This is a genomic window from Paraliomyxa miuraensis, from assembly GCF_026337845.1.
Lineage (GTDB): Bacteria > Myxococcota_A > Polyangia > Nannocystales > Nannocystaceae > Paraliomyxa > Paraliomyxa miuraensis.
Genome location: NZ_JAOVZF010000150.1, coordinates 177,002 through 193,628, shown reverse-complemented (window position 1 = coordinate 193,628; position 16,627 = coordinate 177,002). Strand labels below are relative to the sequence as shown.

The 16,627-nt window shown below is 69.9% G+C and carries 11 protein-coding genes; all 11 read right to left on the bottom strand.

Annotation, left to right across the window (positions count from 1 at the left end):
• Window positions 1-12 precede the first annotated feature (12 nt).
• The gene (locus tag OEB96_RS17665; RefSeq protein WP_266217178.1) at window positions 13-915 is read right to left on the bottom strand and encodes a hypothetical protein; all 903 of its coding nucleotides are present in this window, start codon (window positions 913-915) and stop codon (window positions 13-15) included.
• 35 nt (window positions 916-950) lie between these two features.
• Entirely contained in the window at window positions 951-2,387 is a 1,437-nt protein-coding gene (locus OEB96_RS17660; RefSeq protein WP_266217177.1) for a S41 family peptidase, read from the bottom strand.
• A gap of 125 nt (window positions 2,388-2,512) precedes the next feature.
• Window positions 2,513-3,487: an NADPH:quinone oxidoreductase family protein gene (locus tag OEB96_RS17655; protein ID WP_266217176.1), complete on the bottom strand. Its 975-nt coding sequence runs from the start codon at window positions 3,485-3,487 to the stop codon at window positions 2,513-2,515.
• Window positions 3,488-4,016: 529 nt separating this feature from the next.
• Entirely contained in the window at window positions 4,017-5,987 is a 1,971-nt protein-coding gene (locus OEB96_RS17650; RefSeq protein WP_266217175.1) for a multiheme c-type cytochrome, read from the bottom strand.
• An 89-nt stretch (window positions 5,988-6,076) separates the two neighbouring features.
• A complete protein-coding gene (locus OEB96_RS17645; RefSeq protein WP_266217174.1) occupies window positions 6,077-8,110 on the bottom strand; it encodes an FG-GAP-like repeat-containing protein in 2,034 nt (677 codons plus the stop codon).
• A gap of 102 nt (window positions 8,111-8,212) precedes the next feature.
• Window positions 8,213-9,526 carry a hypothetical protein gene (locus OEB96_RS17640; protein WP_266217173.1) on the bottom strand — a complete coding sequence of 438 codons (1,314 nt, stop codon included), beginning with the start codon at window positions 9,524-9,526 and terminating at the stop codon, window positions 8,213-8,215.
• 81 nt (window positions 9,527-9,607) lie between these two features.
• Window positions 9,608-11,050 (bottom strand): carboxypeptidase-like regulatory domain-containing protein, encoded by a 1,443-nt coding sequence (locus OEB96_RS17635; RefSeq protein WP_266217172.1) that lies wholly within the window; start codon window positions 11,048-11,050, stop codon window positions 9,608-9,610.
• A 234-nt stretch (window positions 11,051-11,284) separates the two neighbouring features.
• The gene (locus OEB96_RS17630; RefSeq protein WP_266217171.1) at window positions 11,285-12,409 is read right to left on the bottom strand and encodes a LamG domain-containing protein; all 1,125 of its coding nucleotides are present in this window, start codon (window positions 12,407-12,409) and stop codon (window positions 11,285-11,287) included.
• 191 nt (window positions 12,410-12,600) lie between these two features.
• The gene (locus OEB96_RS17625) at window positions 12,601-13,236 is read right to left on the bottom strand and encodes an RNA polymerase sigma factor (protein WP_266217170.1); all 636 of its coding nucleotides are present in this window, start codon (window positions 13,234-13,236) and stop codon (window positions 12,601-12,603) included.
• Complete coding sequence (locus OEB96_RS17620) at window positions 13,226-16,060, bottom strand: serine/threonine-protein kinase (protein WP_266217169.1); 2,835 nt, start codon at window positions 16,058-16,060, stop codon at window positions 13,226-13,228. The genes OEB96_RS17625 and OEB96_RS17620 overlap by 11 nt, the downstream gene beginning before the upstream one ends.
• Window positions 16,057-16,473 (bottom strand): hypothetical protein, encoded by a 417-nt coding sequence (locus tag OEB96_RS17615; RefSeq protein WP_266217168.1) that lies wholly within the window; start codon window positions 16,471-16,473, stop codon window positions 16,057-16,059. Before OEB96_RS17615 ends, OEB96_RS17620 begins: the two co-directional genes overlap by 4 nt.
• Window positions 16,474-16,627: the final 154 nt, after the last annotated feature.

Below are 16,627 nucleotides of genomic sequence, written 5' to 3'. Positions count from 1 at the left end.
TCGACGGCAGGGCTACCCGCTCTTGGCCTTGCTCTTCTTGTCGGCCTTGCCCTTCTTGTCGGACGCGGGAGCAGCCTCGGCCGGGGCCTTCGTCGGCACCTCGAACTTGGCGTCGTCGATCTCCACGTTGACCTCGAGCTTCTCGGTGACCTGCACGGCGCTCATCAGCTGCATGTCGGTGACCGAGCGAAACGGGAACTTGACCCCCTTGATCTCGCGGTAGTCGTCGACCGTGATGCGGATCGGCAGCGAGCCCATGGGGGTCTGCTGCTCGAAGCTCTGCCCGGCCGGGAGCCCCGTGGCCTCGTCGAACATCAGCACCAGCTTGGCTCCGTCGGCACCCGACAGCTCGACCTCCACGAGGCTGCGCTCGCCGTCCTTGCTGCGGCCGAGGGTCTTGGCCTGCTCGAAGTACTCGCGCCAGTTGGCGGCGAGCATGGGATCCGAGCTCCAGCGGGTCTGCGCGGCCTCCTTGCCCTCGAGCTTGCGCATGCCGTTGATCGGGTCCTTGGACCAGATCTCGTCGCCCTTCTTCCACACCTGCGACAGCCCCACCCCGGGCATGTCGCTCTCGACGTAGAAGTCCTTGCCCTTGGACCAGATGCGGGTCACGAGGCTGATGCCCTGGGCCTTGATCTCGGTCTTGGCCTCCGTGTAGCTCGACTCGATCTTGGCGATCGCGTCGGCTCCGCCCACGGCGTCGATCGATCGGGCCAGCACCTCGTCGGCGGCGGGCAGCGGTGCCTCGGCCGGCTCGGCCGGCGCGTTGGCGTCGGCCTGCGCGCTGGCGTCGGTCGGCGTGGTGGTGTCGGTGGCCGGCGGCTTCTGGCAGCCCGCCAATTGGAGCGACAGTGCGAGGGACAGGGAGAGCGGCAGGGACAGCAGGCGAAGGTCGGCGATGCGTCGGCGCAGCATGGTCTTGGGTCCTCTTGGTCGGGGGTTGATCCGCGTCACTTGCCCTTGCCGCGCAGCGCGGCCAGGGCAGCCTCGAGCACGGGGTCGCGGCCCTTGGCGAAGTCTTGCCGGGTCTCGGGGACGACGGTGTCCGGGATCACGCCCTTGCCCTCGACCGCGATGCCCTTGGGGCTCTGATAGTCGGCCACCACGTACTGGAGCATGGCGCCGCCGGGCAGCTCCTCGATCACCGAGGGCAGGGCGGCGCCCTGCGAGGGCACCGCGCCGAACACGGTGACGCGCCCCAGATCCTGCAGCGCCTGGCCGAAGATCTCCGACGTGCTCGCGGTGCCCTCGTCCACCAGCAAGGCGATGGGCCCGGTGAACGGATCCTCGCCCACCGACACGTTGAAGGTCTGCTTGCCCTCGCGCATGTTCATGGTGCCGAGATCGGCCGGCTCGGACAGGATGAGCCGGCCCACGGGGACCACCATGGCCCCCACGCCGCCGGGGTTGCCCCGTAGATCGAGGATGAGCGCCTCCATGCCCTGCTTGCGCAGCTGCTCGAGGCCGGCCTCGATCTTGGGCACCAGCGGCAGCATCCAGATGTTGAATGCGATGTAGCCGACCTTGGAGCCCGGCAGCATGCGGTGCTCGACCACGGCCGGGATGTTCTTGAGGTTGCCCAGGGAGACGCGCTCGGCCTCGATCGGCTGGCAGGGGACGCTCTTGTCCTTCGGTGCCTTGGCCCCCAGGGGCTCGAAGCGGATCCTTCGCTTGGCGCCGGTGGGGCACGACAGCAGCGAGGTGACCGTGCGGCGCACGGCAAACGTGGCCTCGACCTCGCGGTCGGGGTGGCGCTCTTTCATGCCGGTGACGATCTCGGCGAGCTCGGCGTCGTCGATGGCGATGAGCTTGGCGCCGCGCGGGAGCCCGCTGCGGTGGCCATCGAGGGCGTCGTCGACGACGACCACCTCGCCGTCGATCACCCGGGCCTCCACCGGCACGCGAGCGTCGCCCGACTTGACGGCGGCGCGGGGCTCACCGGCCACGCGCTGTCGCGGGGGCACCACGGCCAGGTGGCTCTGACCCAGGCGTCCGAGCATCTCGGTGATGACCGCGTACGCAGCCGCCTCGTCCTTGGCCTCGGTGAGCTTGCCGCCGTACTCGACCCGGATGGCGGGCCAGTCGAGGCAATTGAGCGTGGGGTCGTAGTGCTTGTCGAGGACCGTGCGCCAGACCTGCTCGAGCGTGGCCGTGTAGGGGGTCTGTGGCAGCGGGGGCAGGGTGGAGACGTCGAGGTCGGCCCAGCTGCGGCAAGCGTCCTGGGGGGGCTCGGGGTCGGTGGAGGACGAGGAATCGGCGACGACGGGGGGCGGGGTGCCGCCGTCGGGCGCGGTGGTGTCGGTCTTGCCGCGGGTGCAGGCCAGGGCTGCGAGCGACAGCGCGAGCACGAGCCAACGGGAGCGGGGCGGATCGGGTCGATCGAGCATGGCAAGCGAGGCGACGGGCGGCCGTCGCAGGCGGCCGAACGGTACGGCACCGCGCGCGAGAACGCGAGGGGGCGCGCAATGTCCGCCATCGTGCCCTGGCGCCCGTGTCGGGCGAGGCGCTGCGATCAGCGCGAGGGCTCGATGATCACCTTGCCCATCACCTGCCGCGCCTCCATCGCGCGCAGGGCCTTCCCGACCTCGTCGAGCCCGTGGCGAGCGGTGATCCGGGGGCGTAGCGCCCCCTTGGCGTGGAGCTCGAACAGGGCCTGCATGTTGCTCGCGTGGCGGAGTGGATTGGCGAGCGCCCATGCGCCCCAGGCCACGCCCACGATGGAGCACTGCTTGAGCAGAGCGAGGTTCCACGGGACCCGGGGGATGGTGCCCGAGGCGAACCCGATCACGAGGTGGCGGCCGCCGGGTCCGAGCGTGCGAAGGGCCGCGTCGGCTTGCTCTCCGCCCACCGGGTCGTAGACCACGTCGACCGAGCCGCCGCTCAGCCGCTTGGCGCGTACCTTGAGGTCCTCGTGCGAGGTGTCGATGCCGTGGGCGGCCCCGAGCTCGGCACAAAATGCGAGCTTGTCGGCGCTCGACGCCGCCGCGACGACCTTGGCTCCGAGCGCGACCGACAGCTCGATCGCGGCCGATCCCACCCCGCCGGCGGCTCCGAGCACGAGCACGGTCTCGCCGGCCGCGAGGGCGCCCCGGTCGACCAGCGCGTGGTAGCCGGTGGCGTAGGTGAACGCGAAGGCGCCCGCGAGATCGGTGGGCATGGTCTCGGGGATGCGGACGCAACGCTCGCTCCCCACGAGCACGTGGGTCGCAAACCCTCCCCAGCCGGTCAGCGCCATCACCCGATCGCCGCGCTCGAACGCTGCATCCGGTCCGGCCGCGACCACGGTGCCTGCGATCTCTCCTCCGGGGGCGAATGGCACCCGTGGCCTCATCTGGTAGAGACCGCGGGTCATCAAGAGGTCCGGGAAGTTCAACCCGGCGGACTCGACCGCGACGACGACCTGGCCCTTGGCCGGGGTGGGATCGGGGAGCTCGACGACCTCGATGGCATCGGGTCCCTCGAGGGCGGTGATGTGAGCGGCGCGCATGGGGGGACTGTACCGCGGGTCCTTCACGGCCATTGGGCTCGTTGCGGAGGATGGGGCTCGGGTGCCCTCCCCGTGCGCCTTGCCCCGTGCGACCATCGGACGCTCATGGACTCGACCAGGGCTCGCGCCTTCGTCCTGGGCGGAGCGCTGCTGCTCGCCTGCCGTGCCGAGGAGCCCTCCGGCCACGACGATGGTGCGGGCAGCGGTAGCAGCGGGGGGACTTCGGGCGCCGGGTCCACTTCGTCCGGGACCACCGGGGGCAGCTCGAGCGCCGTCACCGACGGCGGCAGCACGGCGATGGGCGCGTCGTCCGGGGACGACGGCACCACCGACGCGACCTCCACGACGGCCGCCGACGGCAGCACCAGCGCCAGCGAGTCCAGCGGCAGCACCGGCGAGCCCGCGAGCGCCTGCGAGCAGGGCTGCGCCGTCGCGTTCACGTGCACCGCCGAATGGCCGAGCCAAGAGGAGTGCGTGATCGCGTGCGAGGCGAACCTGGCCGAGGCCGCCGCGTTCTCGCCGCTGTGCGCTACGGCGTGGGAGAACGTCTCCGAGTGCGTGGGCACCCTGACCTGCGAGCAGTACCTCGAGTGGAGCATGCCCACGATGTTCCCGTATCCCTGCGCCGACGCCGACGTGGGCCTGCGGTTCGAGTGCGAAGGACAGTGAGCACGACCCACGGAAGCCACGACCACGCCGGACCGCCACGGCCGGAGCCGTGACACGCGCAACCCTCGCCCCCGTCATCGCTCGCCCCCGCGACGTCGCCGCTGCTGCTGCCCGCGGTGCCGTCGGTCCGGTCCGTGGTGCCGCCGGGCTGGCCCGTCGAGCCGCCAGGGGGCATCGTGCCGCCGCTCTGGGTGCTCGTGGTCTCGCCGGCCGTGCTGCCACCGCCCGTGGTGTCGGCACCGCTGGTGCCCGGCGGCGTACCGAAGTTCACGATCGGGATCGCGAGCGTCTGCTCGGTGATCACCAGCGCCGGGGCACCGCCCTCGAGCTCGAACAAGGTGGCCACGTGGAGCCCCGCGTCGCCCGCATTGCTGGCGAGGAAGTCGACGTACTCGGGGCTGTTGATGAGGTAGCGCAGCCGCACCGTCACCAGCAGCTCGTCGTCGGTGTCATCGCCGGGCGTCACGTCGACGACCCGAGGCGCGCCCGGGAACGCGTAGACGTGCTCGTCGAAGTGGGGCCAGGTACCGTCGGGTTGCAGCGCGTAGCGATCGCCGACCGGATCGGTCTGCGGGTCGGGCAGCAGGCCCCGCGGCGGGATCCGGGTGTCTTCCTGCCAGTGATCGTTGAGCAGCAGGTGCAGCGTCGTGCCGTCGGACCAGCGCTCACCGATCGCTCGATAGGTGCGAAGCTGGGGATCCCGCTCGATGCCCGTGGCCGGATCCCAGCGACCCGAGCCGTACACCACCTCGCCGGCGTACTCGACCACCACCTCGAGCCACATCTCGCGGCCCTCCGAGTAGCCCGTGGGGAGCTTGTGGCCCGTGTCGTTGGTGACCGTGACCGCGAGCTCGGGCAAGCCCATCGCGAGGTCGACCTCGGTGGGGCCCTGCAGCTCGAGCGTGGCCGCGGTGGGCAACAGCTCGTCCATCGCGGCCAGCGTGTTGTCGAAGTACCGATCGGCGATGAGGTTGGCCCCCGCCGAGCCGTACTCGGACTTCATCACCTGCACCATGAACCGGTTGGCGCCCACCAGATCGTGGCGCCGTCCGCCGGTGGCGTGGGTGTACTGGTTCAAGTTGCTGGTGCAGCCGGGCTTGTCGGCCACCGCGGGCATGTGACAGTCCTGGCAGCTGGCGAAGTTGGGGCCGGGTACCGCGTATGCGCTGCCCAGCCACTCGCTGTAGGTGCGCTGCTCGTTGAAGCCCGTGCCCATGCCCACTCCCGCGTCGTCGACGCGCTCGGTGTCGGTGGTCACGTCGTGGCAGGTGCCGCACAGGCGCGAGGTGCCGAGGTAGCCGTCGGGCAGGTGGCCGTGGGGCGGCAGCGGCACGCCGTCGTCGTACGACCACGGCCCACGGCGAGGCACGACGAGGTCGACCCCCAGCTGGTCGTCGATCACGTACTGGGCGTTGCCGGGCGCGGTGACGCCGTCGTCCGTCATGCGATGGCACAGCTCGCACTCCACCCCGTCCTGCTGATCCGGGGTGAGATCTTCGATCGCCGTCGCGCTGCCGTTGCCCTCGAGGAAGGCCCGCGGCGAGTGACAGCGCACGCACAGGATGGTGTCGCCGGGGCTGTCGCCGTCGGCCACCGCCACCCCGGCCCAGAACACGGGGTCGCGGGCGCTGTTGGCCATCATCGACCCCTGCCACGTGCGCAGCGGTGCGTAGTCGGGGGCGAGCTCGTCGGTCAGGGCGTTCTCGTAGCCATGGCAGAACTCGCAGTTGCTCGACGAGGTGATCGGATTGACGAGCTGCCCCGGCAAGGTGGGCGCAGCCTTGGACGTCGACGGCGCCAGCAGGCACGCGCCCCCCAGCAGGAGCGCCACGGTCGTCGCCTGCAGTCGCGGGGGGGGCCGTCGCGGGCGGGACGGGGTCGGGTTCGATGCGCCGGGCATGACGACCCTCGATCCGGTGCTCACGCGCGGGCGCAACGGCGACGCCGCCGGCCGAGCAGCAGCCCGAACGCCAGCACCATCAGCCCGGCGGGGCCGCCACGATCCCGGCCACCCTCGCCCCCGAGATTGCCGGTGGCACAGCCGCAGCCCTGGCCGCCGCCGTCGGCCGCACCCGCATCCCCGTCGCCATCGGTGGTGCCCGCATCGTCGCCGCTGCTGCCGACGGCCGTCGTGCCGTCGGGCCCGCTGGTGCCCGGCGGGAGTCCGCTGCTGCTGCCGTCGGCCGGGTTGCCGTCGCTCGATCCACTGCCGCTGCCGTCGACTCCGCCGGTGTCGGGATCGCACATGATGCCCTCGTCGAGCTCGCCGTTGCAGTCGTTGTCCTTGCCGTCGCAGACCTCGGGGTTGTCGGGGAACGCGTCGCCGTCGGCGTCGTCGCAGTCGGTGTCGTCGGCCACGTGGCCCTGCGGACGCAGGCACGCGGTCATGCCCGCCGACGCGTCGCCGTGGCCGTCGCCGTCGGTGTCCGGGTACCAGGTGTCCGGGCAGCCCTCGATGATGTGCACCTGCTCGTCGAGCACGGCCGGGTCGTTGCTGGTGTCCACGTGTCCCGAGGGCCAGCGCACCACCACGCTGTCGATGGCCGTGTGGGCGCCGAGCCCGAAGTGCGTGGTGAACGAGTTGACCACGCCGTAGCCCTCACCCGCCCGGACCTCTCGCACCATGATGCCCCACGGGCCGTGCAGCTCCACGCGGGCGCCCACCGCCTCCACGTTGCTCTCCACCCCGGTCAGGCGAATGTCGAGCCAGTGGTTGGCGTTGCCCGGGTTCAGGAACAGCCGGTCGGGATTGCCGAAGCTGGGCTGGTTGTAGCCCGTGGCGAAGCCGGCCAGCACGTCGCGGAAGCCGTCGGCGTCCAGATCGCCCACCACCGCGCTCTGGATGCCCAGGCCCCCGGTGGGGAAGGCATCGAGGTCGGCGGTGAAGGTGTGGTCGCCGTTGTTGAAGAACAGGCGGTGCTGACCCTCGCGACCGGTGACCAGGAGGTCGATGAAGGTGTCGTTGTCGAAGTCCTCGAAGTGCGCCTGGATGCCCAGGTCGATGGCCTGGAGGTCCGCGGTCATGCCCGACCCGGCCGTGATGTCGACGAACGGCGCGCCGCCGCCCGGGTTCTCGTAGAGCTGGCTGAGCATGTCGTGGTTGACCAGGAACCCGTCCATGTCGCCGTCGTTGTCGATGTCGCCGAAGTCCATCACCCACGACTGCGCGCCCGGTCTCAGGCCTCGCGCCTCGGCCACGTCGGTGTAGTTGCCGTTGCCGTCGTTCTCGAACAGCAGGTTGAGCCGACGCCCGTCCATGGGGTCGTTGACCGACAGCCGGCACTTGGCGATGTAGAGGTCGAGATCGCCGTCGTCGTCGTAGTCGGTCCACACCGTGCCGTAGTTGCCCGAGTTGTCCGAGGGCACGGTGGACACGGGGTTGATGAGGCCGGTGTCGTAGGTGAAGTTGCCCGAGCCGTCGTTGGACAGCGGCGCGGACAGGCCGTCGTCGTGGCACACGAACAGGTCGAGCGTGCCGTTGTTGTCGATGTCGGCGAAGTTGACGCACTGCACGAACACGCCCGGCGCCGGCAGTGTCGACAGCGTGAAGTCGTCGCCCATGTCGTTGGCGCGCAGCAGCTTCATGCCGTTGTAGGCACCGCCCGCGAAGATGTCCTTGTAGCCGTTGCCGTCGGCATCGCCGATCGCCATGCCCCACTGGCTGCTGCCGGGCAGGCCCTGCATCCACACGTAGTGGCTGAAGGTGCCGTCGGGCTGCTGGTACTCGATCTCGAGGTCGTCCGCGTCGTGCATGCGGATGATGTCGTCGAGCCCGTCGCCGTCGAGGTCGGCCACGCCCATGGCCACCCCGCTCGAGACGTTGGGGTTGTTCAGCATCGGGGTGGCGTTGGTGAACGGATCCAACGCATGGGCCGCTCCGGGAAGTGCCAGCAGTCCCAGCGCACCGACGCCGAGGAGGGAGAGACGCGAGGAAACGACCGGGTGATGGCGCATGCGTAGGTCCATTCGAATCGGCTCGATGGCCGGAGACTACCAGTCCCTTCGTGAGCGCGGGGAATCGTAAGGACGCCCACGCGGACTACGCTCGCCCGACACTCACGGTGCAGGTCGAGCCCGAGGGCGATCCGGACCGGGCGTCGGCGACAGCGTGAGGCCGAAGACCAGGTGGTCGCCGCTGCGGCTGGCGCTCTGCAGCTGGGCGCGCAGGCTCTGCTGGCCCAGTTCGAAGTCGGTGCGGGCGGCGATGCTCTCCACGTGCTCGAAGCTGCGGCGGCTGACCCCGCCGAAGAACAGGCCCGCCTTGACCGCGGCCGAGCCCTCGACGTCCTGCACCTTGGCGTCGCTGGTGGCCAGCACCAGGTGGCCCTGCTCGGCGCTCACCTGCGGCGTGGCGCCGAGGGTGACGTGGGCGCAGTCCTTGGGCGGGCGACCGGCGGCGGCGGGATCGAGCAGGAACGCATGCACGAGCAGCGGCTTGGGGGCGGCGCCGTCCCAGGCGAGGTGAGCCTCCAGAGGGCCGTTGGGATCGGCATTGCCGTCGAGCTCGAAGCGGCGGGGTACCTGACCGCGGCGCATGGCGTCGTTGACCAGCTCGACCGCGGCCGCAGCGTGGATCGTGAGCTCCACCTGGTGGGCCGGGGTTGTGCGCGGCACCGTCGGTGCGATCGCCCCGCGGGAGGGAAGGGGCGTGTGGACGCCGATGACGAGGTCGGCCTCGCTCGAGCGCACGTGGATCTCGTCGACCGGAATCGGCGGGAGGTCGAGCTCCACGCGGGCGACCTTGCCGAGGTCGTCGAGCAGCTCGCGCTCGACCAGGTTGGCGGCGCTGCGCAGCAGCTGGTTGGCGGTGGGCTCGGCCAGGCGTGCCAGATCGCTCTTGGTGGTCAGCATGCGTGCCGCGCCGGGAAGCTGGGCCCACAGCGCATCGATCAGCGTCGTCGTGCCGCCGGGGCCCAGCGTCGCATTCATGGCGACCAGGCCCTCGGGATCGAGCGCGATGACGACCCGGCCGTTGCCCGGATCGAGCTTGGGTCGCACGCGGGCCGTGACGCGCACGGGGAGCAGCGTTCGCGTGCCCGAGCGGACCGAGACGTCGGCCACGAACGACACCTCCTCGGGCGGGCCGGGGACCACCGCGACCCGGTCGACCCCGACGCTCGCCGCACCCAGCGACACTCCGGCGATTGCAGGCAGGGGCAGGTGGGCGCGCGGCAGCCCGCGGAGCTCGCGGTTGACGACTTGGTCGACCAGCGCGAGCGGCATCGACAGGCGCAGATGATCACCCGCGACACCAGGCGCCGTCGGCTGGGTGAGCTCGGTGTGAGCCTGTTCGACGCGAGCACACGGCGACGCGCACCCGCCGAGGGTCGCGGTGGCGCAGAGCAAGGCGAGCAGGGGCGTCGGGCGCATGGCCAGAGGCTACCCGAAGGGCAGCAGCCTCTGGCCATGCGCCCGCTGGCGTGGGTGTCGTCGACGCCCGGGCGCTTTGGTTCACTTGTCCGAGAGCGCCACGTCGCCGATGTCGTAGACCTCGCCCTCGGTCATTCGCGTGCCGAGCGCAGCGCCCAGGGTGATCTGCCACTTGCGACCGGACTTGATGGCCAGGCCGTACGCACCCAGCGGCACGTCGTCGAACGCGAAGTTGCCCTCGGCGTCGGTGGTGCCGCGCAGGTGGGTGGGCGAGCCCGAGCAAGGAGTGCGCGTGTAGATGAGCCCTGGGCTCTCGCACAGCTCGATCTTCACGCCGGCCACGCCGGCGCCGGCCTTCGTGACTCGACCTCGCAGGCCACCCTTCTTGACCGCGCCGGCCTCGGGCAGGGTGGGGCCGTCGCCGCGTACGATGACCTGTGAGATCTGTCCCGCGATGGCCTCCATGCTGCCCGAGCGCCACACCACCGGGTCCTGGCCCGGGGCCACGATGGTGACCCCGGCGTCTCCCGCCGCCCACACGCGGCCTTGCTCGTCGATTGCCACCGCGGAGAGCGTGCCGATCGCCAGCGCCTTCTTGCCGTAGAGCACGGCCTTGTCGGCGGGCAAGAAGATCGAGACGCTCTCGAGCCCGCCCTTGGCCACGCCGTAGGTCGACTGCGAGAACGCGAAGTCGCTCGGGCGCTCGTAGGTGGAGACCTTGACCTTGACCTTGCCGGGCGTGCCGGTGAGGCGAAAGAGTCGATCGTAGGTGGAGAGGTAGACCTCGCCATCGGCCCCTCGTCCCATCTGGTCGAGGTACTTGGTGGGCCCGCTGGGAAGCGACGCCGGCTCCCACTTGCCGCCCGTGCGGTGGACCAGGCCGTCGCTGTTGGCGGCCCATGGCTCACCGGTGGAGTCGACGGCGATCCCCACCGCGAACTCCTCGCTCAGGCCCACCGCGCTCTTGCTCTCGGTGTGCCAGGCACCATCGCGAAACTCGGAGACGCCGGCGGTGCCGATGACCCAGATCTCGCCCTTGGGGCCCACGTCGAAGTCGGCGACGCTGCCGACCGTGTCGTAGTCGAGGGTGGCCACCGAGACCGTCCCGGTGGTGCCGAGCTTCGCGACGGCCGACGTGGACATCGTGTAGAGCTGGCCGTCGGCGCCGTGCAGGAGCTTGGCCGTGTAGGCATTGATCGCGCCGGGGACCGTGGCGAACCCCTCGTCGGTGAGGACCACCAGCCCCTTGTCGCGAACGGCGAAGTACGCCGCGTTGGGCACGTCGACCGGCGGCTTGGCGACGGGCGGGGTCGGTGCTGCGTCGGCGCCGTCGGCCGCTTCGGCGCCGTCGGCCGCCTCGGCGCCGTCGGCCGCTTCGGCCTTCGCGTCGCTGCCCTTGGCGTCGTCGGCTGCGATCGTCGACGTCGGGGTCGGGGTGGGGCTGGGAGACGGCGGAGCCTCGCTGGAATCGCAACCGGCGAGCAAGGCAGCAGTCGAGGAGAGGGCGAGCAGGAACGTCTTCATCGGATTGGGTGAGGGTGCGTGGCCGTCAGTGGCCGGGGGACGATCACACAGATCCGCAAGACGTTCGGCAACCCTCGGGCGTCCCTGGGTGCGGGTGAACGATCGATGGTGCGGCTGGGGCCCCGTCGAGTGATCCGCTGGGGCCCCACCGCACGCAATTTACGCAGGGCATGCGACGACGTCGTCGATGGTCGAGGCTCGAGTTCGTGCGCCAATGGCGCTCGAGCGCCGCAGTCACGGTTGCTGCGGTTCGACCGGCGCGACCGGGCACGATTGGTAGTCGAGGCAACCGCCACCGCCACCACCGCCGCCACCACCACCACCACCACCACCGCCACCCGGCGGGGGAGGGGGCGGGTCCTCGATGCGGCACAGCCCGTTGGTCCCCGTCTCGTAGATCTCCGAGAGTTCCCATCCCGTGAGGACTCGGCCGTAGAGCTGCACCTCGTCGAGCTTCGCGACGATCCTTCCGCTTCCGCTCTCCGAGCGGGCGCCGATTCGCAGGGGCCGGTTGTTGCTCAGCGATTGCGGGCGCACGGTCGCGTTCTTCGAGGACACCAGCGTTCCATCGACGTAGAACCGAAGCCCGCTGACGCCGTCGCGGTCGACCGTGATCGCAATGAAGTGCCACGCTCCATCGGCGACGTCGAAGCCCGAGTCGTAGTTCGTGCAGGAGGCCGAAGCACTCGACGAGCAGGACGAGGAGCCGGTGCCATCGGCGAGCTGGAAGCCGAGCTTGCCGTTCGACAGGTAGGCCACGTAGCCCTGCACGTCGTTGAAGACCTCCTTGCGCTTGTCGACGAGGACCTTGACGCCGTTGACGTCAGTGGTCTTGAGCCACATCACCAGCGACATGTCGCTGATCCCGAAGTCCAGGTTGGAGTGGTCGGCGACCTGGACGTAGCCGGTGCCATCGAGCGAGAACGCACCGCTGGAGAAGCCCGACGCCCCCGCCGAGGCTCCGCCGTGCAGAGCGCCGTGCCGGCTACCGATCTCATCGGTGGCGTTGGTGTCTGCCGTCCACCAGGCCCGCAGCTGCGAGGGCGTGCCCATGCACGGTGCCTGGCAGACGTCGACGGTGGGATCGGTCCCATACTTGGCCCCCACGTTCGAGTCGCACTGCAGACCAGCGCCGCACTGCAGGTCCGAGTCGCAGTCGCCCTCGAGGGGATCGCAAGGACACTCATTGGTGCAGTAGCTCCCGCCCCACAGTGCACCGACACTACACGTGGCTTCGCGGGGAGCGGTGGGGTTCGCGAGCGACTGAGACTCGGGCTCACCGTGGTTGTCCACGACTTGGGCATCGGGATCATCGGTGTCGTCGGGATCGCAGGCCACGAGGGGCAACGGCAGGGCCAAGGCCGCGCAGAGGGAGAGCGAGAGTGGGCGAGGGGAACGAGAGGATCGAGACATACGCATCTTTGTGTCCTGGGTGGTCGTCAGCCCGGCGCTCGGCGCTGGGCGAGAGCATTCACCGAAGGAGTGCCCACCAAGCTCGGTGTTGACGAAGCACGCGATGAGGCTGCTGCGGATCTGGACTCTCGCCCCGCTCAGCCGCCGCGGATCTTCCGTCGCAGGTCGGCCGCCCACGTTCGAAGCCCCATCAGCGTGCTCTCCACCCGCTGCTCGCCGTCCATGAGCGCCCCGAGCCTCTGCCGCAGCAAGACCTTGGCACGCTGCCTGCGGTCGCGGATCGTCGAGGCCGGTACCCCGAGCGCCTCGCCGATCTCGCGCGAGTTCAGGCCTTCCCAGTAGTGCAGCTCGACCACGATCTGGTGCTCGAGGGGAATCCGTCGCAGCGCCTTGACCAGGAGCTTTTGGTCCTGGTTGCCTGCGACCAGCTCGAATGGCCCGAGGCCGAGATCCTCGCAGGAGGCCGCCTCGCCGTCGAGCTCGAGGCGATCGCGTCCGCGGGCGCGCAGATGGTGACGCAGCACGTTGACCGCAATCCCCAGCACGAACGAGCGTACGCTGCCGGTCCCTTGGAAGTTGCTGCCACTCTTGATCAGGTTCTCCATGGTGGTCTGGGTGAGATCCTGGGTGGCCTCCGGGATCTTCGACCGAAAGAAGCGGTAGACGACGTCGAAGTAGCGGTCGTAGAGCTGCTCGCCGGCGCGTCGATCGCCGGCGACCCACGCCTGCAACAGTCGACGATCTTGCTGCTCGGTCGGTTGTTCATCGTTCACGGTCGAGCCCCCGTTCCTCGGCCCATCGTTGCACTTCCGCCCGCCCGAACTCGGCGCCGGGGATTCCGTCCAGTAGCTCGTTGGTCTCCTGCCACCGCTGCCTCGCCGTCGCGCGGTCACCGATTTCGAATGCGGCCTGGGCGTATCGAAAGCCGAGCTCGGCTCGAAGCAGGGCGTCCGCATCCGCCCCCAGGGACTCGTGCGCATGTCGGCTCTGCAACAACGCCAGCTCGGGGTCGCCGGCGGCGAGGGCAGCCTTGGCGAGCATCATGCGAGCCAGCGCCACTTCGGCATGACCGTCGGGGTAGTGCAACACTGCGGTCTCGAGCAATCGCTCGGCGGTGACCCTTGCGTCATGGGGCACACCGAGATCGAGGTGGGCTTCGATGAGCTCGTCGAGCGCGTGCAGCAAGACGGGCCGAGCGACGATTCCCTGAGCGGCGAGCACCGCCACCACATCCAGCAGGATCTCCTGCGCCAGCATTGCCCCACCCTCCAGCCTGAGTGCTCGCGCCAAGGTAATGCGAGCCTGCTGGTGCTCGAGCTCGTCGACGGTCGCGCTCGCCCGATAGAACGCATCGGCCTCACTGGCCAGCTCCCGGGCCTCCTCCACGGCCTGCTGGTCGAGAGCGACGAGGGCGAGGTTGTGCAGGGTGGGTGCAAGGAGCGACGTGCCACCAGCGCGCTCGAGCATCCTGCGGAGGTCTTCCAGGGTCTGCCTCGCGTCCAACAGATCCCCACGAGCGCGCTGGACCTCGGCCACGCCCAATGCCGCTCGGGTCGCATCATGCCCCGGCTCGCCCAGGGACAGAGCTTGCCGATAGTGGCGCAGGGCGTCGTCGAGCGAACCTCGCTCGCGGGCCAAGTCCCCGCGCGCCAGCATCATGCGGCGTGACAGGTCGACATCGAACGGAGCGAGCGCCGCGTGGGCCGCGGCCAGCTCCACCCATATCGAGCGGTCCTCGGATGCTCCCGTGATCGGGGCCATGGCAGCGAGCTCCAGGAAGGCCACCGCTGCCAGGCGTGGACTGCCGGATGCGACGGCGAGCGGTGCCGAGTCCTCCAGCGCCTTGCGAGCCCGGTCGTGCTGCTGCTGGGTCCGGGCCAGGCGCATGCCATAGGCTCCTTCGAGCAAGCGCGCCTCGGCCAGCAGGTAGCCAAACCCCTCCGCCTCGGCCAGCTCGGCCACCGATCGCGCCTCGTCGAGCGCTCGGGGGTAGTCGGCGAGCGCCGCTGCGACTCGAGCCCGAGTGAGGCGTTCGGTGAGCTCGCGCCACGTGGCCTCGGACTCGGGGGTCGCCGAGCGCTCGGTTCGATGGCTGAATGCTCGAGCCCGCGTGGCCAGCTGTCGCACGAGCTCTGCACTGCAATCGGACGCCGGAGCGAGCTGACGGGCGAGCGACAGCGCCTCGATGCCGGCAGGGCCACCGGGGGCTTCGAGCGCAGACCGTATCGACGAGAATTGCACGCGCTGTCGCTCGAGACACGCCACGCGTAGATCCATCACCTCGGAGCTCTGCTCGCCTCGCACGAGGGTCGCCTCGCAGGTGTCCTTGCGCGCCGCGGTCCAGGTGTGGGCGCGTTGGTCGAGCACTGCCATGCTCGGCCCGATCGCCCACGAGTCCGTCGTGGACCGCTCGAGGAGCGCATCGTGGACCCGCGCGCGTTCCTGCACGGTCCAGGGCGCTTCATCCACGGCGCACGGCGATGCCATCGAATCTCGTGGCCACCAATAGCCACCCAACGCGGTACAGAGCGCCACCGCAGCCGCACCACACGACCATGCGATCCGCGTCCGACGCAACAGCACCGCGCGGAGCCGATCGACCAGCTCACTCATCGACGGGTGACGATCGTTCGGATCCGATGCCAGCCCTCGCAGGACCAACCCGACCAGGGCTCGCGGCGCCCCGTGCCGATCTGCGGGCGGTCGCAGGTGCCCTTCCATCACGTTGCTTGCGAGCTCGTCGAGGGTACGGCCCGAGAACGGTGGCGCGTGAAACAGCGCGCGGTAGAGCGCATTGCAGTAGGCGAACTGATCCGCGGGTGGGCCCACGCTCGAGCCCCGATACTGCTCGGGCGCCATGTACTGCGGGGTTCCGACCACACCGAGTGAGGTCGCGGGAATGGCCTCACCGGTGAGGTTGCCGGGGCGAGTCACCTTCAGCTCGTCGGCCACGCGCGCGAGGCCGAAGTCGGCGACCCGCGCGCGACCATCGGTGCCGATGAGCACGTTGCTGGGCTTGAAGTCGCGATGGACGATCCCTTGCTCGTGGGCCGCTGCGAGCCCCTGCCCGATCTGCACGAAGAGCTCCACGATCTCGCGCCACGAGCGTGGGCCCTCGACCAGCCACTGGTCGAGGGTGGGTCCCTCGACCAGCTCCATCACGACGTAGAGGTCATCGCCCTGCACCCCACAGTCGTAGATCTCCACCACGTGGGGGTGCTGCACCCGGGCCGCGCTGCGCGCATCTCGGAGCAGCGCATCGCGGAGACGCTGGGCATCGTCGGCGTCCACATCCGAGCACCCCACGACTCGCTTGATGGCAACGCGGCGATCGAGCTCCGGGTCGTGAGCGGCGTAGACCTCGCCCATGCCTCCGCTGCCGATGAGTTTCTCGAGGCGATGACGACCAATCGTTGCCGCCCGAACGTGACCGAACAGGCGCTGTCGGATGGTCTCGTAGGCGATGCCACGAGCGAATCCATCACCCGCCTCCACCATGGGTCGACGCAGTTCGACCGAGAGTGGATCGTTCGATGCCGAGGCCTCGACCATCGAGTCGTTGGCCCGAACATCCACCATCGCATCATGCCCGATCATTGCGGAGTACGCATACAGCTCGGAGAGCCTTGACAGGACTGATGGCTGTTGCCTCCTGGGGGCACCGTGCCAGTTGGGGTGATGGATTGACCGCTGGACCACGAGAACGAGGTCACCTGCTTGGGCCCGTCGGGCCCGTCGGGCGCGTCGGGCTCGTCATCGCTCGGCGGTTCGTCGTCCGGGGCCGGTTGGTCAGCCTCTGGCCAGGACTCCTCGTCGACCGCTTGGTGTGCGTGGATCGACTCGCTTCGCATCCACGCATGTTCGTCCTCCTGCAGCACGTCATCGCCCAGTGTCTCGTCGTCCTCCAGCGCCTCTACGTCGATCTCGTCGCCACGCCACTCGGCGAGCTCGTCATCCACGCACCCTGAACAAAGAACTGAACTAACGAGCATCATCACAATCCTGCGCATGGCGATTCCCCCTCCAGAGGGATCGTGCCCTCCAGAGGAAATTCTGACGGACCCTCGATCACGAACGCCTCCATGGGCGACCGCTGGGCGTCGATGGAGGCGAACGAGCGGAGCCGAGGTGCGGCGCTCGGGACCCGAAATCACCAACGGCCTC

Bases quoted from the DNA above. Each gene is read 5' to 3' on its own strand.
- OEB96_RS17665 (WP_266217178.1), bottom strand. From the start codon at position 915: ATGCTGCGCCGACGCATCGCCGACCTTCGCCTGCTGTCCCTGCCGCTC.
- OEB96_RS17660 (WP_266217177.1), bottom strand. From the start codon at position 2,387: ATGCTCGATCGACCCGATCCGCCCCGCTCCCGTTGGCTCGTGCTCGCG.
- OEB96_RS17655 (WP_266217176.1), bottom strand. From the start codon at position 3,487: ATGCGCGCCGCTCACATCACCGCCCTCGAGGGACCCGATGCCATCGAG.
- OEB96_RS17645 (WP_266217174.1), bottom strand. From the start codon at position 8,110: ATGCGCCATCACCCGGTCGTTTCCTCGCGTCTCTCCCTCCTCGGCGTC.
- OEB96_RS17640 (WP_266217173.1), bottom strand. From the start codon at position 9,526: ATGCGCCCGACGCCCCTGCTCGCCTTGCTCTGCGCCACCGCGACCCTC.
- OEB96_RS17635 (WP_266217172.1), bottom strand. From the start codon at position 11,050: ATGAAGACGTTCCTGCTCGCCCTCTCCTCGACTGCTGCCTTGCTCGCC.
- OEB96_RS17620 (WP_266217169.1), bottom strand. From the start codon at position 16,060: ATGATCGGGCATGATGCGATGGTGGATGTTCGGGCCAACGACTCGATG.
- OEB96_RS17615 (WP_266217168.1), bottom strand. From the start codon at position 16,473: ATGCGCAGGATTGTGATGATGCTCGTTAGTTCAGTTCTTTGTTCAGGG.